At 68.6% G+C, this 14,139-nt stretch carries 15 protein-coding genes; 8 read left to right on the top strand and 7 right to left on the bottom strand.

The window, feature by feature from the left end; genetic code table 11:
* Positions 1 to 134 precede the first annotated feature (134 nt).
* Positions 135 to 1,649 (top strand): dicarboxylate/amino acid:cation symporter, encoded by a 1,515-nt coding sequence (locus tag ITJ67_RS10815; RefSeq protein ID WP_194677614.1) that lies wholly within the window; start codon positions 135 to 137, stop codon positions 1,647 to 1,649.
* A gap of 507 nt (positions 1,650 to 2,156) precedes the next feature.
* Positions 2,157 to 2,528, top strand: a complete 372-nt coding sequence (locus ITJ67_RS10810; RefSeq protein WP_194677613.1) for a DUF2834 domain-containing protein — start codon at positions 2,157 to 2,159, stop codon at positions 2,526 to 2,528.
* A gap of 251 nt (positions 2,529 to 2,779) precedes the next feature.
* Here ITJ67_RS10810 and ITJ67_RS10805 read toward each other — a convergent pair whose 3' ends face one another.
* Positions 2,780 to 3,757 carry an aldo/keto reductase gene (locus tag ITJ67_RS10805; RefSeq protein WP_194677612.1) on the bottom strand — a complete coding sequence of 326 codons (978 nt, stop codon included), beginning with the start codon at positions 3,755 to 3,757 and terminating at the stop codon, positions 2,780 to 2,782.
* Positions 3,758 to 3,859: 102 nt separating this feature from the next.
* On the opposite strand from ITJ67_RS10805, the gene ITJ67_RS10800 reads away from it, so the two are divergent.
* From ITJ67_RS10800 to ITJ67_RS10790, 3 genes are all read left to right on the top strand, one after another.
* On the top strand, positions 3,860 to 4,798 hold the full coding sequence (locus tag ITJ67_RS10800) for a helix-turn-helix transcriptional regulator (RefSeq protein ID WP_194677611.1): 939 nt from the start codon (positions 3,860 to 3,862) through the stop codon (positions 4,796 to 4,798).
* Between the two features lie 42 nt (positions 4,799 to 4,840).
* Positions 4,841 to 5,368 (top strand): hypothetical protein, encoded by a 528-nt coding sequence (locus tag ITJ67_RS10795; protein ID WP_194677610.1) that lies wholly within the window; start codon positions 4,841 to 4,843, stop codon positions 5,366 to 5,368.
* An 84-nt stretch (positions 5,369 to 5,452) separates the two neighbouring features.
* Positions 5,453 to 6,148 carry an alpha/beta fold hydrolase gene (locus tag ITJ67_RS10790; RefSeq protein WP_194677609.1) on the top strand — a complete coding sequence of 232 codons (696 nt, stop codon included), beginning with the start codon at positions 5,453 to 5,455 and terminating at the stop codon, positions 6,146 to 6,148.
* A 109-nt stretch (positions 6,149 to 6,257) separates the two neighbouring features.
* On the opposite strand, the gene ITJ67_RS10785 is transcribed toward ITJ67_RS10790, so the two are convergent.
* Positions 6,258 to 6,530, bottom strand: coding sequence for a hypothetical protein (locus ITJ67_RS10785; RefSeq protein ID WP_194677608.1), 273 nt, complete (start codon positions 6,528 to 6,530; stop codon positions 6,258 to 6,260).
* Between the two features lie 126 nt (positions 6,531 to 6,656).
* Between ITJ67_RS10785 and ITJ67_RS10780 the strand changes: the two genes are divergently transcribed.
* On the top strand, positions 6,657 to 7,037 hold the full coding sequence (locus ITJ67_RS10780) for a DMT family transporter (RefSeq protein WP_160070933.1): 381 nt from the start codon (positions 6,657 to 6,659) through the stop codon (positions 7,035 to 7,037).
* Entirely contained in the window at positions 7,034 to 7,360 is a 327-nt protein-coding gene (locus ITJ67_RS10775) for a DMT family transporter (protein WP_160070934.1), read from the top strand. The genes ITJ67_RS10780 and ITJ67_RS10775 overlap by 4 nt, the downstream gene beginning before the upstream one ends.
* Before the next feature lie 19 nt (positions 7,361 to 7,379).
* Here ITJ67_RS10775 and ITJ67_RS10770 read toward each other — a convergent pair whose 3' ends face one another.
* Together ITJ67_RS10770 and ITJ67_RS10765 are read right to left on the bottom strand one after the other, a co-directional pair.
* Positions 7,380 to 9,371, bottom strand: coding sequence for a glucose PTS transporter subunit IIA (locus ITJ67_RS10770; RefSeq protein ID WP_228502614.1), 1,992 nt, complete (start codon positions 9,369 to 9,371; stop codon positions 7,380 to 7,382).
* Positions 9,372 to 9,522: 151 nt separating this feature from the next.
* Positions 9,523 to 10,404: a MurR/RpiR family transcriptional regulator gene (locus tag ITJ67_RS10765; protein WP_194677606.1), complete on the bottom strand. Its 882-nt coding sequence runs from the start codon at positions 10,402 to 10,404 to the stop codon at positions 9,523 to 9,525.
* Between the two features lie 138 nt (positions 10,405 to 10,542).
* Between ITJ67_RS10765 and murQ the strand changes: the two genes are divergently transcribed.
* Entirely contained in the window at positions 10,543 to 11,463 is a 921-nt protein-coding gene (gene murQ / locus ITJ67_RS10760) for an N-acetylmuramic acid 6-phosphate etherase (RefSeq protein ID WP_160070937.1), read from the top strand.
* 53 nt (positions 11,464 to 11,516) lie between these two features.
* On the opposite strand, the gene ITJ67_RS10755 is transcribed toward murQ, so the two are convergent.
* From ITJ67_RS10755 to ITJ67_RS10745, 3 genes are read right to left on the bottom strand one after another with little or no spacing between them, the layout of a single operon-like run.
* Positions 11,517 to 12,350 carry an SDR family NAD(P)-dependent oxidoreductase gene (locus tag ITJ67_RS10755; protein ID WP_194677605.1) on the bottom strand — a complete coding sequence of 278 codons (834 nt, stop codon included), beginning with the start codon at positions 12,348 to 12,350 and terminating at the stop codon, positions 11,517 to 11,519.
* Positions 12,343 to 12,996: a TetR/AcrR family transcriptional regulator C-terminal domain-containing protein gene (locus tag ITJ67_RS10750; protein WP_194677604.1), complete on the bottom strand. Its 654-nt coding sequence runs from the start codon at positions 12,994 to 12,996 to the stop codon at positions 12,343 to 12,345. Before ITJ67_RS10750 ends, ITJ67_RS10755 begins: the two co-directional genes overlap by 8 nt.
* Before the next feature lie 50 nt (positions 12,997 to 13,046).
* Positions 13,047 to 14,138, bottom strand: coding sequence for an alcohol dehydrogenase catalytic domain-containing protein (locus ITJ67_RS10745; RefSeq protein ID WP_194677603.1), 1,092 nt, complete (start codon positions 14,136 to 14,138; stop codon positions 13,047 to 13,049).
* Between the last annotated feature and the right edge of the window lies 1 nt (position 14,139).

The following is a 14,139-nucleotide window of genomic DNA, read 5'->3' as shown; positions in this document are numbered from 1 at the left end:
CATGACATCCTCCGGCGCACCATTTGTTGCGTGTCACGAAGCGTCACACCCTGGCCAGACCGATGGTCCAGGCGTAGCCTCGCTCAGTTCGCGAGAAATCTCGCGAAATGAGAAATCGCATCGGGAGATCTTCCATGTCGGCCAACACCCCAGGCACCCCCACCTCCGAGGTGGCATCCAACGCCACCGGAGCAGAGGCCACGCCGCGCCCCAAGAGCCGCGCGCGCAAGCTCCTCACCTCGTTCGGATTCCAGATCCTCGCCGCCCTCGTTCTGGGTGTTGTCCTCGGACTCGTCGCCCGCAACCTCGGCGACGACGCTGAAGGCAACCCGAACGGACTCGCGGCGACACTCGACACCATCGGCAGCTCGTACGTCACGATCCTGACGGCCGCTGTCGTCCCGCTCATCCTGACTGCCGTCATCTCGAGCATCGCGCAGCTGCGCCTCGTGACGAACGCGGCGAGGCTCGCGGGCCAGACGCTGCTCTGGTTCGGCATCACGGCCCTCATCGCCGTGACGATCGGCATCACCCTCGGCGTCACCATCCAGCCGGGCAACCGCGTCGACCAGTCGCAGCTCGAGACCGGCGAGCCCTCCTCCGTCGGTACCTGGTGGAACTTCCTCACCGGCCTCGTGCCGCAGAACTTCCTCGGCATGGGCGTGCGCTCGCGCGTCGACGCCGAGACGGGCGACGTGAATTCGACGATCGCGTTCAACGTGCTGCAGGTCATCGTCATCGCCGTCGTCATCGGCATCGCGGCCCTCCGCCTCGGCAAGCGCGCCGAGCCGTTCCTCGAGTTCACGGCCTCTGCCCTCGCGGTCATCCAGAAGGTCCTGTGGTGGATCATCCGCATCGCCCCGCTCGGCACGCTCGGACTCATCGCGAGCGCCGTCGTCGACTACGGCTGGGAGAAGCTCACGAGCCTCGCCTGGTTCGCGATCGCCATCTACGTCGGCCTCGCCCTCGTGCTGTTCGTCGTGTACCCGATCCTCGTGAAGGCGCACGGCCTCTCGGTCGGCCGCTTCTTCTCCGGCGTGTGGCCGGCAGTGCAGCTCGCATTCGTGAGCCGCTCTTCCATCGGCACGCTCCCCCTCACGCAGCGCGTCACCGAGCGCAACCTCGGCGTACCCCGCGAGTACGCGTCGTTCGCCGTGCCGTTCGGTGCGACCACGAAGATGGACGGATGCGCCGCGATCTACCCGGCCATCGCGGCGATCTTCGTCGCGCAGTTCTTCGGCATCGAGCTGTCGATCATGCAGTACGTCCTCATCGTGATCGTCTCCGTCGTCGGTTCGGCCGCGACGGCTGGCACGACGGGCGCGACGGTCATGCTCACCCTCACCCTGTCGACGCTCGGCCTGCCCCTCGAGGGCGTCGGCCTGCTCCTCGCCATCGACCCGATCCTCGACATGGGCCGCACCGCGACCAACGTCGCCGGCCAGGCGCTGGTTCCGATGATCGTCGCGAAGCGCGAGGGCATCCTCAACGAGAAGCTCTACAACGCGCCCCGCGGCGACGTCGCCTTCTCCGACGAGAGCGACGAGGAAGTGGAGGAGACCATCAAGCGCTCCACCGCCTCGACGACCGACCGCGAGCAGGACGAGTTCGAAGGCGCGACGCTCCAGGACGCGGAACGTCGCAGCTAGCAGCACGGCAGCGATCAGCGGGCGCTTGCCCTCGGAACCCCCAGCGGGCATCCGGGAGCGGGCGCCCGTTCTGCGTCTGCGACGACTGGCCGCGCCCCTCAGGCCGCCATCCAGGCCGCCTGCCCGCGCCACCACGGCCGCCGAGAGCGGACTTGTGGTCGTTTCCAGCGGGTTTTGACGACCACAACTCAGCTCCCGGCCACGGCGCGCGCATCGAGGTCCGGGATGAGATCGGGCCGGGATGCGCGGGCTCGGGATGCGCGGGGCGGGGACGGGTTCGGGGCGGGCTCGGGATGCACGGGGCCGGGCCATCCCGTGCCGCCGAGAGCGGACTTGTGGTCGTTTCCGGCGGGTCTTGACGACCACAACTCAGCTCCCGGCCGCGGCGTTCGCATCGAGGGCCGGGATGAGGTCGGGCCGGGATGCGCGGGCTCGGGATGCGCGGGGCGGGGACGGGTTCGGGGCGGAGGTCGGGATGCACGGGGCCGGGCGTGCGAACCTTGCCGCATGCGCGCATCCACCTGGACTCCCCTCGCGATCGTCTACCTCCTGCTCGCCATCGTCGGCGGAGCCGTGACGTGGACGTTCAACGTCATCGCTGGCATGGAGGGCAGCGCCTTCATCGGCGACTACTTCGGCAGCGGGCCCGCCGTCACGTCGATCGTGATCGACGTGCTTGTCGCCGCCACGGTTGGCGTCGTCTTCATCATCGTCGAGGGCCGCCGCCAGGGCATGCGGCGCCTGTGGGTGTACATCCTCTGCTTCGGCGTGGCCTTCGCGTTCGCCCTGCCGCTGTTCCTCGCGATGCGTGAGCGGCACCTGGCATTGGGACGCCACAAATCTCGTCCACCCGGCCGTGCGGACTTTTCGCAACCGTGATGGGTTTTTACCCATCACCGTTCGCCGAAACCCCGCACGCGCATCGGCGAAACCCATCACTGTTGCGAGAACCCAGCTCGAAGTCGCACCACCCGCTGGGATGCAGCCCAGTAGGCGCGGAACAGGAACACGACTCGTTCGCCCTTCGCTCTCCGCAACATCCACACGGGTATGGCGGCTCACGACAGCGGGGCCGCGGCGAGCCACATAAGTCCGGCTTCTCGCGACCCCCGCTCCTCACTGAGAACGCTTCACTGGTCGATGGAGGCCATGTTCGCGTCGTCGTGCCTGGCGCCCGCCGCGGGCTCGAGCGCGTCGAGGCGGGCGATCTGCGACTCCGTGAGCACAATCGCGTCGGCGGCGGTGTTCTCCTCAACGCGGCTCACGCGGCGTGTGCCCGGAATGGGGGCGATGTCATCGCCGCGCGTGAGGATCCAGGCGAGCGCCGTCTGGGCTGGCGTCGCGCCGATCTCCTCGCCGATCGCACGAACCTCGTCGACGATGCGCAGGTTGCGCTCGAAGTTCTCGCCCGTGAACCGTGGGTTCGTCGTGCGCCAGTCGTCGTCCGCGAAGTCGGCGACCGAACGGATCTGGCCCGTGAGGAGCCCGTGGCCGAGCGGTGAATACGGCACGAAGCCGATGCCGAGCTCGCGGAGCAGCGGAAGGATCTCGGCCTCCACGTCACGCGTCCACAGCGAGTACTCGGTCTGCAGGGCAGAGACGGGATGCACGGCGTGCGCCCGACGGATCGTCTCCGGGGATGCCTCGGACAGCCCGAAGTGCAGGACCTTGCCCTCGGCGACCAGCTCGGAGATGACCCCCGCCGTGTCCTCGATGGGCGTGTTCCGGTCGACGCGGTGCTGGTAGTAGAGGTCGATGTGGTCGGTGCCGAGGCGGCGCAGCGAGCCCTCGACGGCGGCACGGATGTTCGCTGGGCTGCTATCGACACCCGGCTGCCGCCCGGCGTGCGAGTAGAGGCCGAACTTGGTGGCGATCTTGACCTCGTCGCGGCGCCCCTTGATCGCCTCGCCAACGATCTCCTCGCTGAGGAAGGGGCCGTAGATCTCTGCCGTGTCGATGTGGGTCACGCCGAGCTCGAGGGCTCGGCTGATGGTCGCGATCGATTCGGAGCGGTCGAGTTCGCCCTCGCTCGTGTAGGTACCCGCCATGGTCATGGCGCCGAGTCCGATGCGGGAGACCTCGAGGCCTCCAAGAGTGATGTGCTTCATGGAGAGCAGTCAAACCTCATCCATCGACGGCAGCGCGGCCCTGGTGTGAGGTGCACTGACAGGGCCCCTCTGCGCAGCGAGCTGCGGCGTAGGGTCGCTGGCATGGACATCCATGACGACCTGAGCGCGTTCCTCACCTCCCGGCGAGCGAAGCTCACGCCGTCGCAGGCGGGGCTGCCCCACTTCGGTGGTCGACGCCGCGTTCCCGGGCTGCGCCGCGAAGAGGTCGCGCTGCTCGCGGGGATGAGCGCCGAGTACTACAAGCGACTCGAGCGAGGCAACGCGGGCGGTGTCTCCGAGGCCGTGCTCGACGGTGTGAGCCGTGCCCTGCACCTCGACGAGGCCGAGCATGCGCACCTGCACGAACTGGTGAGGGCAGCCAATGAGGGCATGCACCCGCAGCGACAGCGCCGCACCAAGAAGCAGCAGCTCAGCGCAGCCATGCAGCAGACCATCGACGCCATGTCGACGGTGCCCGTGTTCATCCAGAACGGCAGACTCGACGCGATCGCGACCAACACGCTCGGTCGGGCACTGTTCGGCCCGATGTTCGAGGATGCCCGCACGCCTGTCAACGCGGCCCGTTTTCTCTTCCTCGACAGGCGTTCGCATGACTTCTACCGCGACTGGGAGAACAACACGCGTCAGATCGTGGCGCTCCTCCGCTCCGAGGCTGGCCGCTCCCCGCACGACCGCAACCTCAGCAACCTCGTTGGCGAGCTCTGCACTCGCAGCGAGCTCTTCCGCAGGCTCTGGGGAGCTCACGACGTACGCGAGCACCGCGACGGGCTGAAGCGCGTGCACCACCCCGTCGTGGGCGACCTCGACCTCACCTACCAGAGCATGGATCTCGCCTCCGACCGCGGACTGCTCATGCTCGTGTTCTCGGCAGAGCCGGGGAGCGCATCCCACGAGCGCCTGCAGCTGCTGTCGAACTGGGCGGTGACGCATGCGACGGACATAGCGCGGATTCCTCAGCACGCACAACCTGAACAGGGGGTCAGGACCACGACGCTGCCGCGTCGCGCGGCGTCCCAATGAGGCCACCTCCACCGGGGCGTGGCCTGAGCTCGACGCTAGCCCATGGACCATCCTGCTGCCGAGCACCCGGTCTCGCGCATGAGCGCGGGCCTGTGCCAGGATCTGACCATTAAGCACGTGACGAAGCTGTCGGCTGTCGCCGCCGCGATTCTCCTCCCCGCGGCGCTCGCCGGGTGCACCTCTGGCCCCGCGGATGACGCGCAGGCGGCCCCGGACACCGGCACCTCGAACACCGCGGCGCCGACCTTCGCGGACCTCACGGCGAGCCCCGCCAACACGAAGGATCTCCCGGCAGACCTTCCCGACTCCGCGCTCGACGGGGCAGACATCGAGTCGATTCGGTGGGTCGGCGAGCACGAGGGAACCGACGTGTGGCTGGCCGCACCGGTCGACGGCAGCGAGTTCGACGCCTGCATCCTTGCGTTCCCTGACGCGCAGAACTGGACAAGCGGATGCGGCGGCGGCGTCTCGGGGCCCGACCAGCGCTGGTACGCCATCGTCCCCGACGGGGAGGCACCACCCGAGGACAGCACGGCTCTCTCCGAGAACGTGTACGTGCAGAGCGAGTGAGCGGGCCGGCCCCACGGCCGGATTCTCGGCTGACGTCATCCGCTCTCGCCTGACATTGTCGGTGGTCGCCGTTAGCGTCGCAGCATGAACATCATCCTCATTCCCGGCTTCTGGCTCACGGGCGATTCCTGGGCCCCCGTCACACAGGCCCTCGAAGCGGCTGGCCACGCCGTTCATCCTTTGACCCTGCCTGGCAAGGGCCCCGGCGAGGACCCGGCCGGCGTCGGCCTTCGCACCCACATCGACGCCGTGATCACGCTCGTCGACTCGCTCGACGGCGACGTCGTGCTCGTCGGGCACAGCGGCGGCGGGGCCGTGGCCTACGGCGTTGTGGACGCACGACCCGAGCGCGTCGCGAAGGTCGTGTACGTCGACTCCGGCCCGCTCGCAGACGGTGGCGTCATCAACGACGAACTCGAAGCGTCCGGCGTCACCCTCCTGCTGCCCGACCGCAGCGCCTTCGGAGAACCCGAGCTGGTCGACATGAGCGAGGAGGTCTGGAAGCGGCTCGAGGCCATCGCCGTGCCCGAACCCGCCGGCGTCGCGACCGAGAAGCAGCAGCTGAGCGACGAGCGCCGTTACGACGTGCCAGCAGTCGTCATCACCAGCACCATGCCAGAACCGTTGCTGCGGCAGTTCATGGAGGGCGGACACCCCTACGTGGCGGAACTCGCTCGTGCACGCTCAGTGCGCATCGTCGAACTCCCGACCGGCCACTGGCCCCAGCTCACGAAGCCCGCAGAGCTCGCCGCTGCCGTCGTCGACGCCGTGACGGGCTGACAACGACGAGACACCGCATCCCGAGCACCGGCGGGTCAACTTCACCGGGTCGATACAGGCGGGTCGACGTGATCGGGCCGAACACGGAGGTGGGGAGAAGAAGACGAGGCTAGAAGAAGATCTGCAGGGCGGCGAGCAGCGCGACTCCGCCCAGGACTGTCACGAGCACGGTGACACCGATGCGCGTCTGCGGACGTCGCCGCGAGCCGATGCTGCTCGATGTCTGCGCGAGCTGCGTCGCGGCTATCAGCTCCGGTGACCCTGCCGGCGGAAGCTGCTCCGTCACACTCGCCGGGTCGGACGCAGGAACGTCGATCGTGTAGCCACTCGGGTCGACCCGCTCCGGCAGACGCTCGAACCTGCCGTTCACTGCACTGCCCATGCCGCTGCCTCCGCTCCATCACCGCCCGCGCCGCTTGCCGCGTCCGCCCCACGCTATCGAGCCCAGGTCCGAGAGCCCCGGGAGCTGCCGCTTCTGTCCGGCACTCGAACCTGCGAGAATCCGCGCATGCGCACATGGCTGCTCCTGGCCGCGGCGATCTCATGCGAGGTCACCGCATCCCTCTCCCTCAAGGGGGCACTGGATGCTCCCGCTCTGTACGCGGTCGTCGTCGCCGGGTACCTGGCTTCGTTCGCGTTCCTCGCACTCGTGCTCCGCGCCGGCTTGCCCCTCGGCGTCGCCTACGGCATCTGGGGCGCCCTCGGGGTCGCCCTGACCGCACTGCTGTCGGCGGCGCTCTTCGCCGAACCGCTCACCGCGCTCATGGGCCTCGGCATCGTGCTCATCATCGGCGGCGTGCTGCTCGTCGAGCTGGGATCGCAGCGCGCGCACGACCGCGCCGAACGACTGAAGGTCCAGACGCAGAGGGCCGATGAGGTGTCCGCGTGACGCTCGGCTGGCTCTTCCTCGCCGGCGCGATCCTCACCGAGGTCGGCGGCACACTCTCCCTGCGGAAGACCGTCGACGGCAGCCGCCTCTGGTACCTGCCCGTCGCCGCCGGCTACGTGACCGCCTTCACACTGCTGTCGCTGACCTTGGCGCAGGGAGTACCGCTCGGCGTCGCCTACGGCATCTGGGCGGCCGTCGGCGTCGCACTCACCGCGGTGCTCAGTCACTTCATGTTCAAGGAGCCGTTCACGTGGATGATGGCGGCCGGCATCGCTCTCATCGGTGCCGGGGTACTGCTCGTCGAGGTGGGTGGCCAGCACTGAGCACGGGCCACCTCACGCTTCAGCTTCGGGCTGATGCGGCGGCGGCAACCGCTTCGACGGTGAGCGGCGGGCCACCCTGGGATCGGCGCTCCACGATCGGGAATGCCGCGCCGTTCAGCACCACCACGGGGGTGGCGAGCGAGCGGACCCGGGCACGCACGGCCTCGAGATCCACCTTGACGATCACGTCGCCAGCCGCGACCACGTCACCCTCCGCTCGCTTGAGGTCGAACCCCTCACCATGCAGGTCGACGGTGCCGAGGCCGATGTGCACGAGAACCTCGAGCCCCTCGGGCGTCGTCACGCCGAACGCGTGGCCGGTCGGGAACAGTGCCGTGATGGTTCCGGATACGGGACTGCGGAAGTCGCCGGACGTCGGTTCGACCGCGAAGCCGTCACCCATCGTGCCGGCGGAGAACGCTTCGTCCTCGACGTCGGAGAGGCGAATCACCGCTCCTTCGACCGGGGCGAGGACGTCGATGCGCCGGCCTGCCACCCCTGCCCCACCGGTCTGACCAGCCGCGGCCGCGGAGCCCGCGCGTGCTGCCTCGTCGCCGAGCAGCTCAGTCTCCTCGTCGCCCTGACCTGCGTTGTGCTCGGCGAGGAGCGCCGGCGTGAAGCCCCAGAGGTAGGTGATCAGGAAGCCGGAGATGTACCCGGCGAGGAGCCCGACCACGTACGCGAGGATCGCGTATCCCTGCCCGTTGTCGCTCTGCAGCAACGGCAGCAGCGCCCACCCCGAGGGGCCGATCGCCGTCGCGCCGAAGGCACCCGCGAACTGGTTGAAGGCTCCGGCGACAGCACCGCCAACCGCGCCGCCGAGGCAGGCAGTGAGGAAGGGGCGACCCAGCGGCAGCGTGACCGCGTAGATCAGCGGCTCCCCGACTCCCAGGATGCCGACAGGGAGGGCACCCTTGATCGTCGTCCGCAGGGACGTGTTCCGGTTCAGCCTGAAGTAGATCGCCAGCGCGGCGCCGACCTGGCCCGCTCCCGCCATCGCGAGGATCGTGAGCAGCGGTGTGAAGCCCACCTGCTCGATGAGCGTCGCGTGGATGGGGATGAGCGCCTGGTGGAGGCCGAGCATCACGAGCGGCAGGAAGAGCCCGCCGAGCACGAACCCGGCGAGGAGACCGGAGTTGTCGAGCAGCCAGATCGCTCCCGTGCCGATCGCAGTCGCGATGTTGCCCGCGACGAACATGAACACGAAGATCGTTGCGAGCCCCGAGATGAGGAGAGCCAGCGTCGGCGTGACGAGGATGTCGATGGCATCCGGGATCTTCCCGCGCAGACTGCGCTCGATCCAGGCGCAGAGCCCGGCGGCGAAGATAGCCCCGATGACGCCGCCCTGCCCGGGTGCGAGCACGATGTCGCCCAGGACGGGGAGGCTGTACTGCACGTCGCTGATGCCGGCGAAGACGATGATCGCCGCGACGGCGCCACCGAGCGCGGGTGTTCCGCCGAACTCCTTCGCGGCGTTGATGCCGGCGAAGATCGGCAGGAACGCGAAGAACGCTGAGCCGATGACGGTGAGGGCCGGAACCACCGCTTCGACGAACTCCGGGGCCGTCCCGACCGTGACCCAGTTGACGAGGAGCCCGCGCACGGCGGCGACGATGCCGGCTCCGATGAGCGCCGGGATGAGCGGCACGAAGATATTGGCGATCTTGCGGATGAAGTTCTTGAAGGGGGTGTTGTTGCGCTGCTTCTGACCAGCCTTGATCGCCGCGCCACGCGCGGCGAGGGCCTCGGCGTCAGCACCCGAGGCGCCGAGCGCTCGACGGAAGCCGTCGGTCACCTTGGTGACCTTGCCTGGGCCGAGCACAACCTGGTAGGTGTCGTCATCGACAACGCCCAGGACGCCGGAAAGCGACGTGATCGCGCCGTCGTCGACCAGGTCGCGGTCGACGAGGGAGACCCGCATCCGCGTCATGCAGTTCTCGACGCCGGCGATGTTGCCGGGACCACCGAGCAGCTTCAGCAGCTCGCTGGCGAGATCGTCGTTTGCGCTCATGGGCATCCTCTTCTCGCGACGTTGCTCGAATTTTGAAGAACAGTACCAGGATGAACGAGGAAAAGGTAAAAAAGTTCCCCACCGGCGCGAGCCAGCGATCCGCCACGGAGCGACGGAGCCCTACGACCTCGTTCACTCTCGTCGAGGGACCTCAGCCCCGCGGGACCGCCCGATGCGTCTTCTCGATCGCCGCGACAGAACCCTCGTAGTCGACCTGCGCGACCCCGGTGAAGACGCAGTCGACGACCATGAGCTGCGCGATGCGACTGCCGAGCGCTGCGGAACGCAACGGGGTCTCCCGCGCAGCGGTGCGCAGGACGATGTCGGCGAGACCGGCAAGCGATGACCGCTCATGGTTCGTGATCGCGATCGTCGTCGCCCCCGTCGACTTCGCGATGCGGAGGAACTCCACCACCCCCGCGGTCTCGCCTGAGTGCGAGATGGCGAGCGCGACGGACCGATCGTCGAGCACAGCCGCGGCAGTCCACGCCGCGTGGGCTTCCGGCCACTCGAGGGCGATGCGCCCGATTCGAGAGAGCTTGCGCTGCAGGTCGACACCGACCACGGAGCTCGCCCCGATCCCGTGGATGTCGACACGGGCGGCACCTGCGATGGCCGCGACGGCAGCCGCCAGGGAGTCGATATCGAGAACCTCGGCGGTGTCCGCGATCGAGAGCGTCTCGTTCATCGCGATCTTGGCCACGACGTCGGCGAGCGAATCACTCGGTGAGATGTCTGCCGCCGGGGCAACCCCTCCGCTCGAGGCGAGGCGCTCTCGCAGGTTCTGCTCGGTGAGGTCGTGGCGCAGATCGCGGAAGCGCGCGTATCCGGCACGTCGCGTGAACCGCACGACCGTGGTCGTCGAGGTGTCGGCGAGCTCCGCGATCTCTGCCATCGACTTCGACGCGAACCCTTCGGGGTCGGCGAGGAGCGCCTCCGCTATGCGACGCTCCGATGGCCGGAGCGAGGGCAGCAGCGCCCGGAGCTCGACCAGTACGGTGCGAGAGTTCGCTTCAGTGCCTTGGGTGCTCACGATCCACCTGCTTTCCGAGGACAGCGTAGCGAGGCTCGACCGCACCCCGTCGAGGAAGTTTATTTACTTACCTATCGTGCGTCGTGTACTTTCATAACTCAGGGTCGCATAGTGGCGAGCCAAGGATCGGAGACGAGCATGCCAGACACAGAGATCTCGACACTCGCGGCGCTCTCCACAGAGGGGCGCAATCCGCGCAGCATGGAGCTCGACACACTCGAGACCGAGCAGATCCTGCGCCTCATGAACGACGAGGACGCGACCGTCGCCGGCGCTGTCCGCGCAGCACTCCCCGTCATCGCGCAAGCCGCCGATCGCATCGCCGAGGCGCGGCGTGCCGGCGGGCGACTCATCTACCTCGGGGCTGGCACCAGCGGCCGTATCGGCCTTCTCGACGCGGTCGAGTGCCCACCGACCTTCGGCACCTCCCCCGAGGATGTCCTCGGCGTCATGGCCGGCGGGTCGCAAGCGTTCGTGCGCGCCGTCGAGGGCGCCGAGGACGACCCCGAACTGGCTGAGCGGGAACTCGATGCGGTCGCCCTGCGGGCAGAGGATATCGTCGTGGGGCTCGCGGCGAGCGGACGCACGCCGTACGTCATCGGCGGGCTCAGGGCCGCCAGGCGCCGCGGCGCCGCGACCATCTCCATCGCCTGCAACGCAGGTGCGCCCATCAGCGCGGAAGCCGATATCGCGATCGAGGTCGTGACCGGACCTGAGGTCCTCACGGGGTCGACCAGGCTCAAGGCGGGGACCGCCCAGAAGCTCGTGTGCAACATGCTCTCGACGGCCAGCATGGTCCGCGGTGGCAAGGCCTACGGCAACCTCATGGTCGATGTCCGCCCATCCAACGCCAAGCTGGTCGACCGGGCTCAGCGCATCGTCGCCGAGGCGACGGGAGCGTCGCGCGCCGACTCCGACGCTGCGCTCGCATCGGCGAGTGATCACGCGAAGACCGCGGTGGTCATGCTGCTCGCCGACTGCGACGCGCAGCGGGCCGCCGCCCTACTCACCGAAGCCGAGGGCAGCGTGCGCCAGGCAGTCGAGCTCGCCGCAGGCTGAGCGGGGTGACGGAAAGCTGAGTACCACCGCGCACAGGTCGACGGCCCTGCTCGTCACCTGACGTCGAGGCCCACCAGCTCCGCGCTGCGCTTCCACAGGCCCTCGATGAGGTCCTCGTCGAAGATCTGCGGATTCACGTTGGTCGCGTGGTGCCGCTCGTCGTAGTACTCCCCCGCCTGCCAGGTCACGCCGGGCTGCCCGGCGATGAACCACTCGAGCGTTTCGCCACCCTTGGCCGCGCTGATCGTGAAGAGCTTCGCGAGCGGTGTGCGATAGAGCAGGCGCATGAGGCTCGTCGAGTCGGAGGAGAAGTTCGTGCCGACGACCCCGGGGTGGAAGGCGACGCTCGCGACGGGCCGCCCCGCCAGGCCTCGGTGCAGCCCCTTGGTGAAGAGGATGTTCGCGAGCTTCGCGTCGCCGTAGGCCTTGTTCGCGCTGAAACGGGCGTCGTTGTTGAGGTCGTCGAGGTCGATGCGGCCCATGAGCCGTGCCGCGATGCTCGCCGTGTTCACGACGGCCCCCACGGTGACCTGGTCGAGCAGGAGGTTCGTGAGCAGGAACGGCGCCAGATGGTTGACCTGCAGGGTCAGCTCGTGGCCATCGACGGTGCGCGTTCGGTCGCCGAAGATGCCGCCGGCGTTGTTCGCGAGCACGTCGATCGGGCCGACCTGCTCGATGAGTCTCGCCGCGAGCTCCCGCACCTTGTCGAGGTGGGAGAAGTCGGCGACGAAGCGCTCGGCCCCGATCGCGTCGGCGACGGCGGCTGTCTTCTCCGCGTTGCGCCCGACGACGACCACGCGCCACCCCTTGGCCGCGAGGGCCCGCGCCGCCGCAGCTCCGATCCCGTCCGAGCCGCCCGTGATGACGACGGTGCGCGCCTCAGCCACGAGCGTTCGCCTCCAGGACGCTCTCGAGTCGCGTGATGATCGCCTCGAGCCCGAACTGGAAGGCCAGCTCGAGGCGACGCGACGGCTCGAGCGACGTCGTCACGCCGTGGAGGACGGGGTGCGCGACGGGGTCAGCCGACCACGGAATGGACGGGGACGCCGCATCCACGACCCGCCCGAAGGTGAGCCCTTCGAGCACGGCGATCGCGACGAGCGCCTGCTCGTCGGTGAACCCCACCGAACGGAACGTGATCGCGATGGCCTCGTAGACGTCGAGCGTCTCCTCGTCGCTCACGGGCTCCTGCACCATGATCGGCAGGGCGAGCGGATGCTTCGCGAGGGCCGAGGTGTAGTCCTTCGACCAGCGCCGGACCTGGTCCTGCCAGCTCATGGCGGCAAGCGCCGCGAGGTCCTCGTCGGTGGCGTCCTCGAGCCCGATCGCGAGCGACAGCTCCGTGCTGATGAGGCTGCGGATGCCGTTGACGATGCCAGCCCGCCCGTGCACGTGGTGATACATCGACGAGGCGCTCACGCCGAGCTCCTTCGCGAGGACCGGGATGGAGAAGTCACCCTTTCGGTCGATCTGGTCGAGTGCAGCCAGACAGATCTTCTCGGGCGACAGGATCGGTACCCGCGGACGCGCCATGGTCACACTCCCAGTTCTCGATCCACGGCAGAGCGTGGAGATGGATCGGTCTAGAAGACTATGACGCTTCGCGCGCGCTCGCCTCTCCGCATCGCATCGAACGCGTCGTTGACGTCGCTCAGCTGGATGCGTTCGCTGATGAGCTTGTCGACGGGCAGGCGTCCGGCGAGGTAGAGCGCGGCGAGCTTCGGGAAGTCGCGGCCGGGCACCGTTGAGCCGTAGTTCGTGCCGATGAGGCGCTTGCCGGTCTCGGCGAGCATCAGGGCGTCGATCGAGACCGGCGCATCGACCGGCGGGAGTCCGACGATGACGGCGGTGCCGCCCGGAGCGATGAGGCTGGGCAGGGACTCGATGGTCTGCACGCGTCCGATCGCCTCGAACGCGTATTCGGCGCCTCCCCCCGTGATCTCAGCCACCTGGGCGGAGAGGTCGGGCCCTGGCACGATCGTGTGGGTCGCCCCGAGCTCGCGGGCCGCGGCGAGCTTTTCCTCGTTGAGGTCGATGGCGATGATGGGGTTCGCTCCCACGAGGTGCAGGCCCATGATGATGCTCTGCCCGACGCCACCGGCGCCGATGACAACCGCTGACTCGCCCGCGTCGACGGAGGCGTCGTTGACGACCGTGCCGATGCCGGTGGCGATCGAGCAGCCGATGAGGCTCGCGACGTCGAACGGCACCTCACGGGGAACCTTGATGGCCGCCGACTCCGGCACCACCGCGTACTCGCTCATCGTGCCGGCCGTGAGGTACGGGTACACGGGTTCGCCGTCGAGCGACAGGGGCGTCGTGCCGTCGGGGAGGAGGCACTCCTCGCTGCGACTGCCCGTGCACACGTAGGCGCGACCGCTGAGGCAGGCGGTGCACCGACGGCAGGGGTAGAACCAGCTGAGGATGACGTGGTCGCCCGGTTCGACGTCGATGACGCCCTCGCCAACGGCGATGACCTCGCCCGCACCCTCGTGCCCCATGACGGTGGGCGATGGCAGCTGCCAGTCGCCGTCGAGCACGTGCCGGTCGGAGCCGCAGACGCCTGACGCGCCGATCTTCACGAGCACGGTGCCCGGCCCCGGCTCAGCGACCTCGATCTCGCGGATCTCGAGCTGGTTGCTTCCCTCGAAGTGAACTGCCGCTTGTGCGCGCATG

The organism is Pseudoclavibacter sp. VKM Ac-2867, assembly GCF_015351275.1.
Classification (GTDB): Bacteria; Actinomycetota; Actinomycetes; order Actinomycetales; family Microbacteriaceae; genus Pseudoclavibacter.
Note: the sequence above shows the minus strand (reverse complement) of the source record. Positions and strands in the feature narration are given on the sequence as shown.

Coding starts and splice junctions, on each gene's coding strand:
- ITJ67_RS10815 (WP_194677614.1), top strand. CDS start 135: ATGTCGGCCAACACCCCAGGCACCCCCACCTCCGAGGTGGCATCCAAC.
- ITJ67_RS10810 (WP_194677613.1), top strand. CDS start 2,157: ATGCGCGCATCCACCTGGACTCCCCTCGCGATCGTCTACCTCCTGCTC.
- ITJ67_RS10805 (WP_194677612.1), bottom strand. CDS start 3,757: ATGAAGCACATCACTCTTGGAGGCCTCGAGGTCTCCCGCATCGGACTC.
- ITJ67_RS10800 (WP_194677611.1), top strand. CDS start 3,860: ATGGACATCCATGACGACCTGAGCGCGTTCCTCACCTCCCGGCGAGCG.
- ITJ67_RS10795 (WP_194677610.1), top strand. CDS start 4,841: ATGGACCATCCTGCTGCCGAGCACCCGGTCTCGCGCATGAGCGCGGGC.
- ITJ67_RS10790 (WP_194677609.1), top strand. CDS start 5,453: ATGAACATCATCCTCATTCCCGGCTTCTGGCTCACGGGCGATTCCTGG.
- ITJ67_RS10785 (WP_194677608.1), bottom strand. CDS start 6,530: ATGGGCAGTGCAGTGAACGGCAGGTTCGAGCGTCTGCCGGAGCGGGTC.
- ITJ67_RS10780 (WP_160070933.1), top strand. CDS start 6,657: ATGCGCACATGGCTGCTCCTGGCCGCGGCGATCTCATGCGAGGTCACC.
- ITJ67_RS10770 (WP_228502614.1), bottom strand. CDS start 9,371: ATGAGCGCAAACGACGATCTCGCCAGCGAGCTGCTGAAGCTGCTCGGT.
- murQ (WP_160070937.1), top strand. CDS start 10,543: ATGCCAGACACAGAGATCTCGACACTCGCGGCGCTCTCCACAGAGGGG.
- ITJ67_RS10750 (WP_194677604.1), bottom strand. CDS start 12,996: ATGGCGCGTCCGCGGGTACCGATCCTGTCGCCCGAGAAGATCTGTCTG.
- ITJ67_RS10745 (WP_194677603.1), bottom strand. CDS start 14,138: ATGCGCGCACAAGCGGCAGTTCACTTCGAGGGAAGCAACCAGCTCGAG.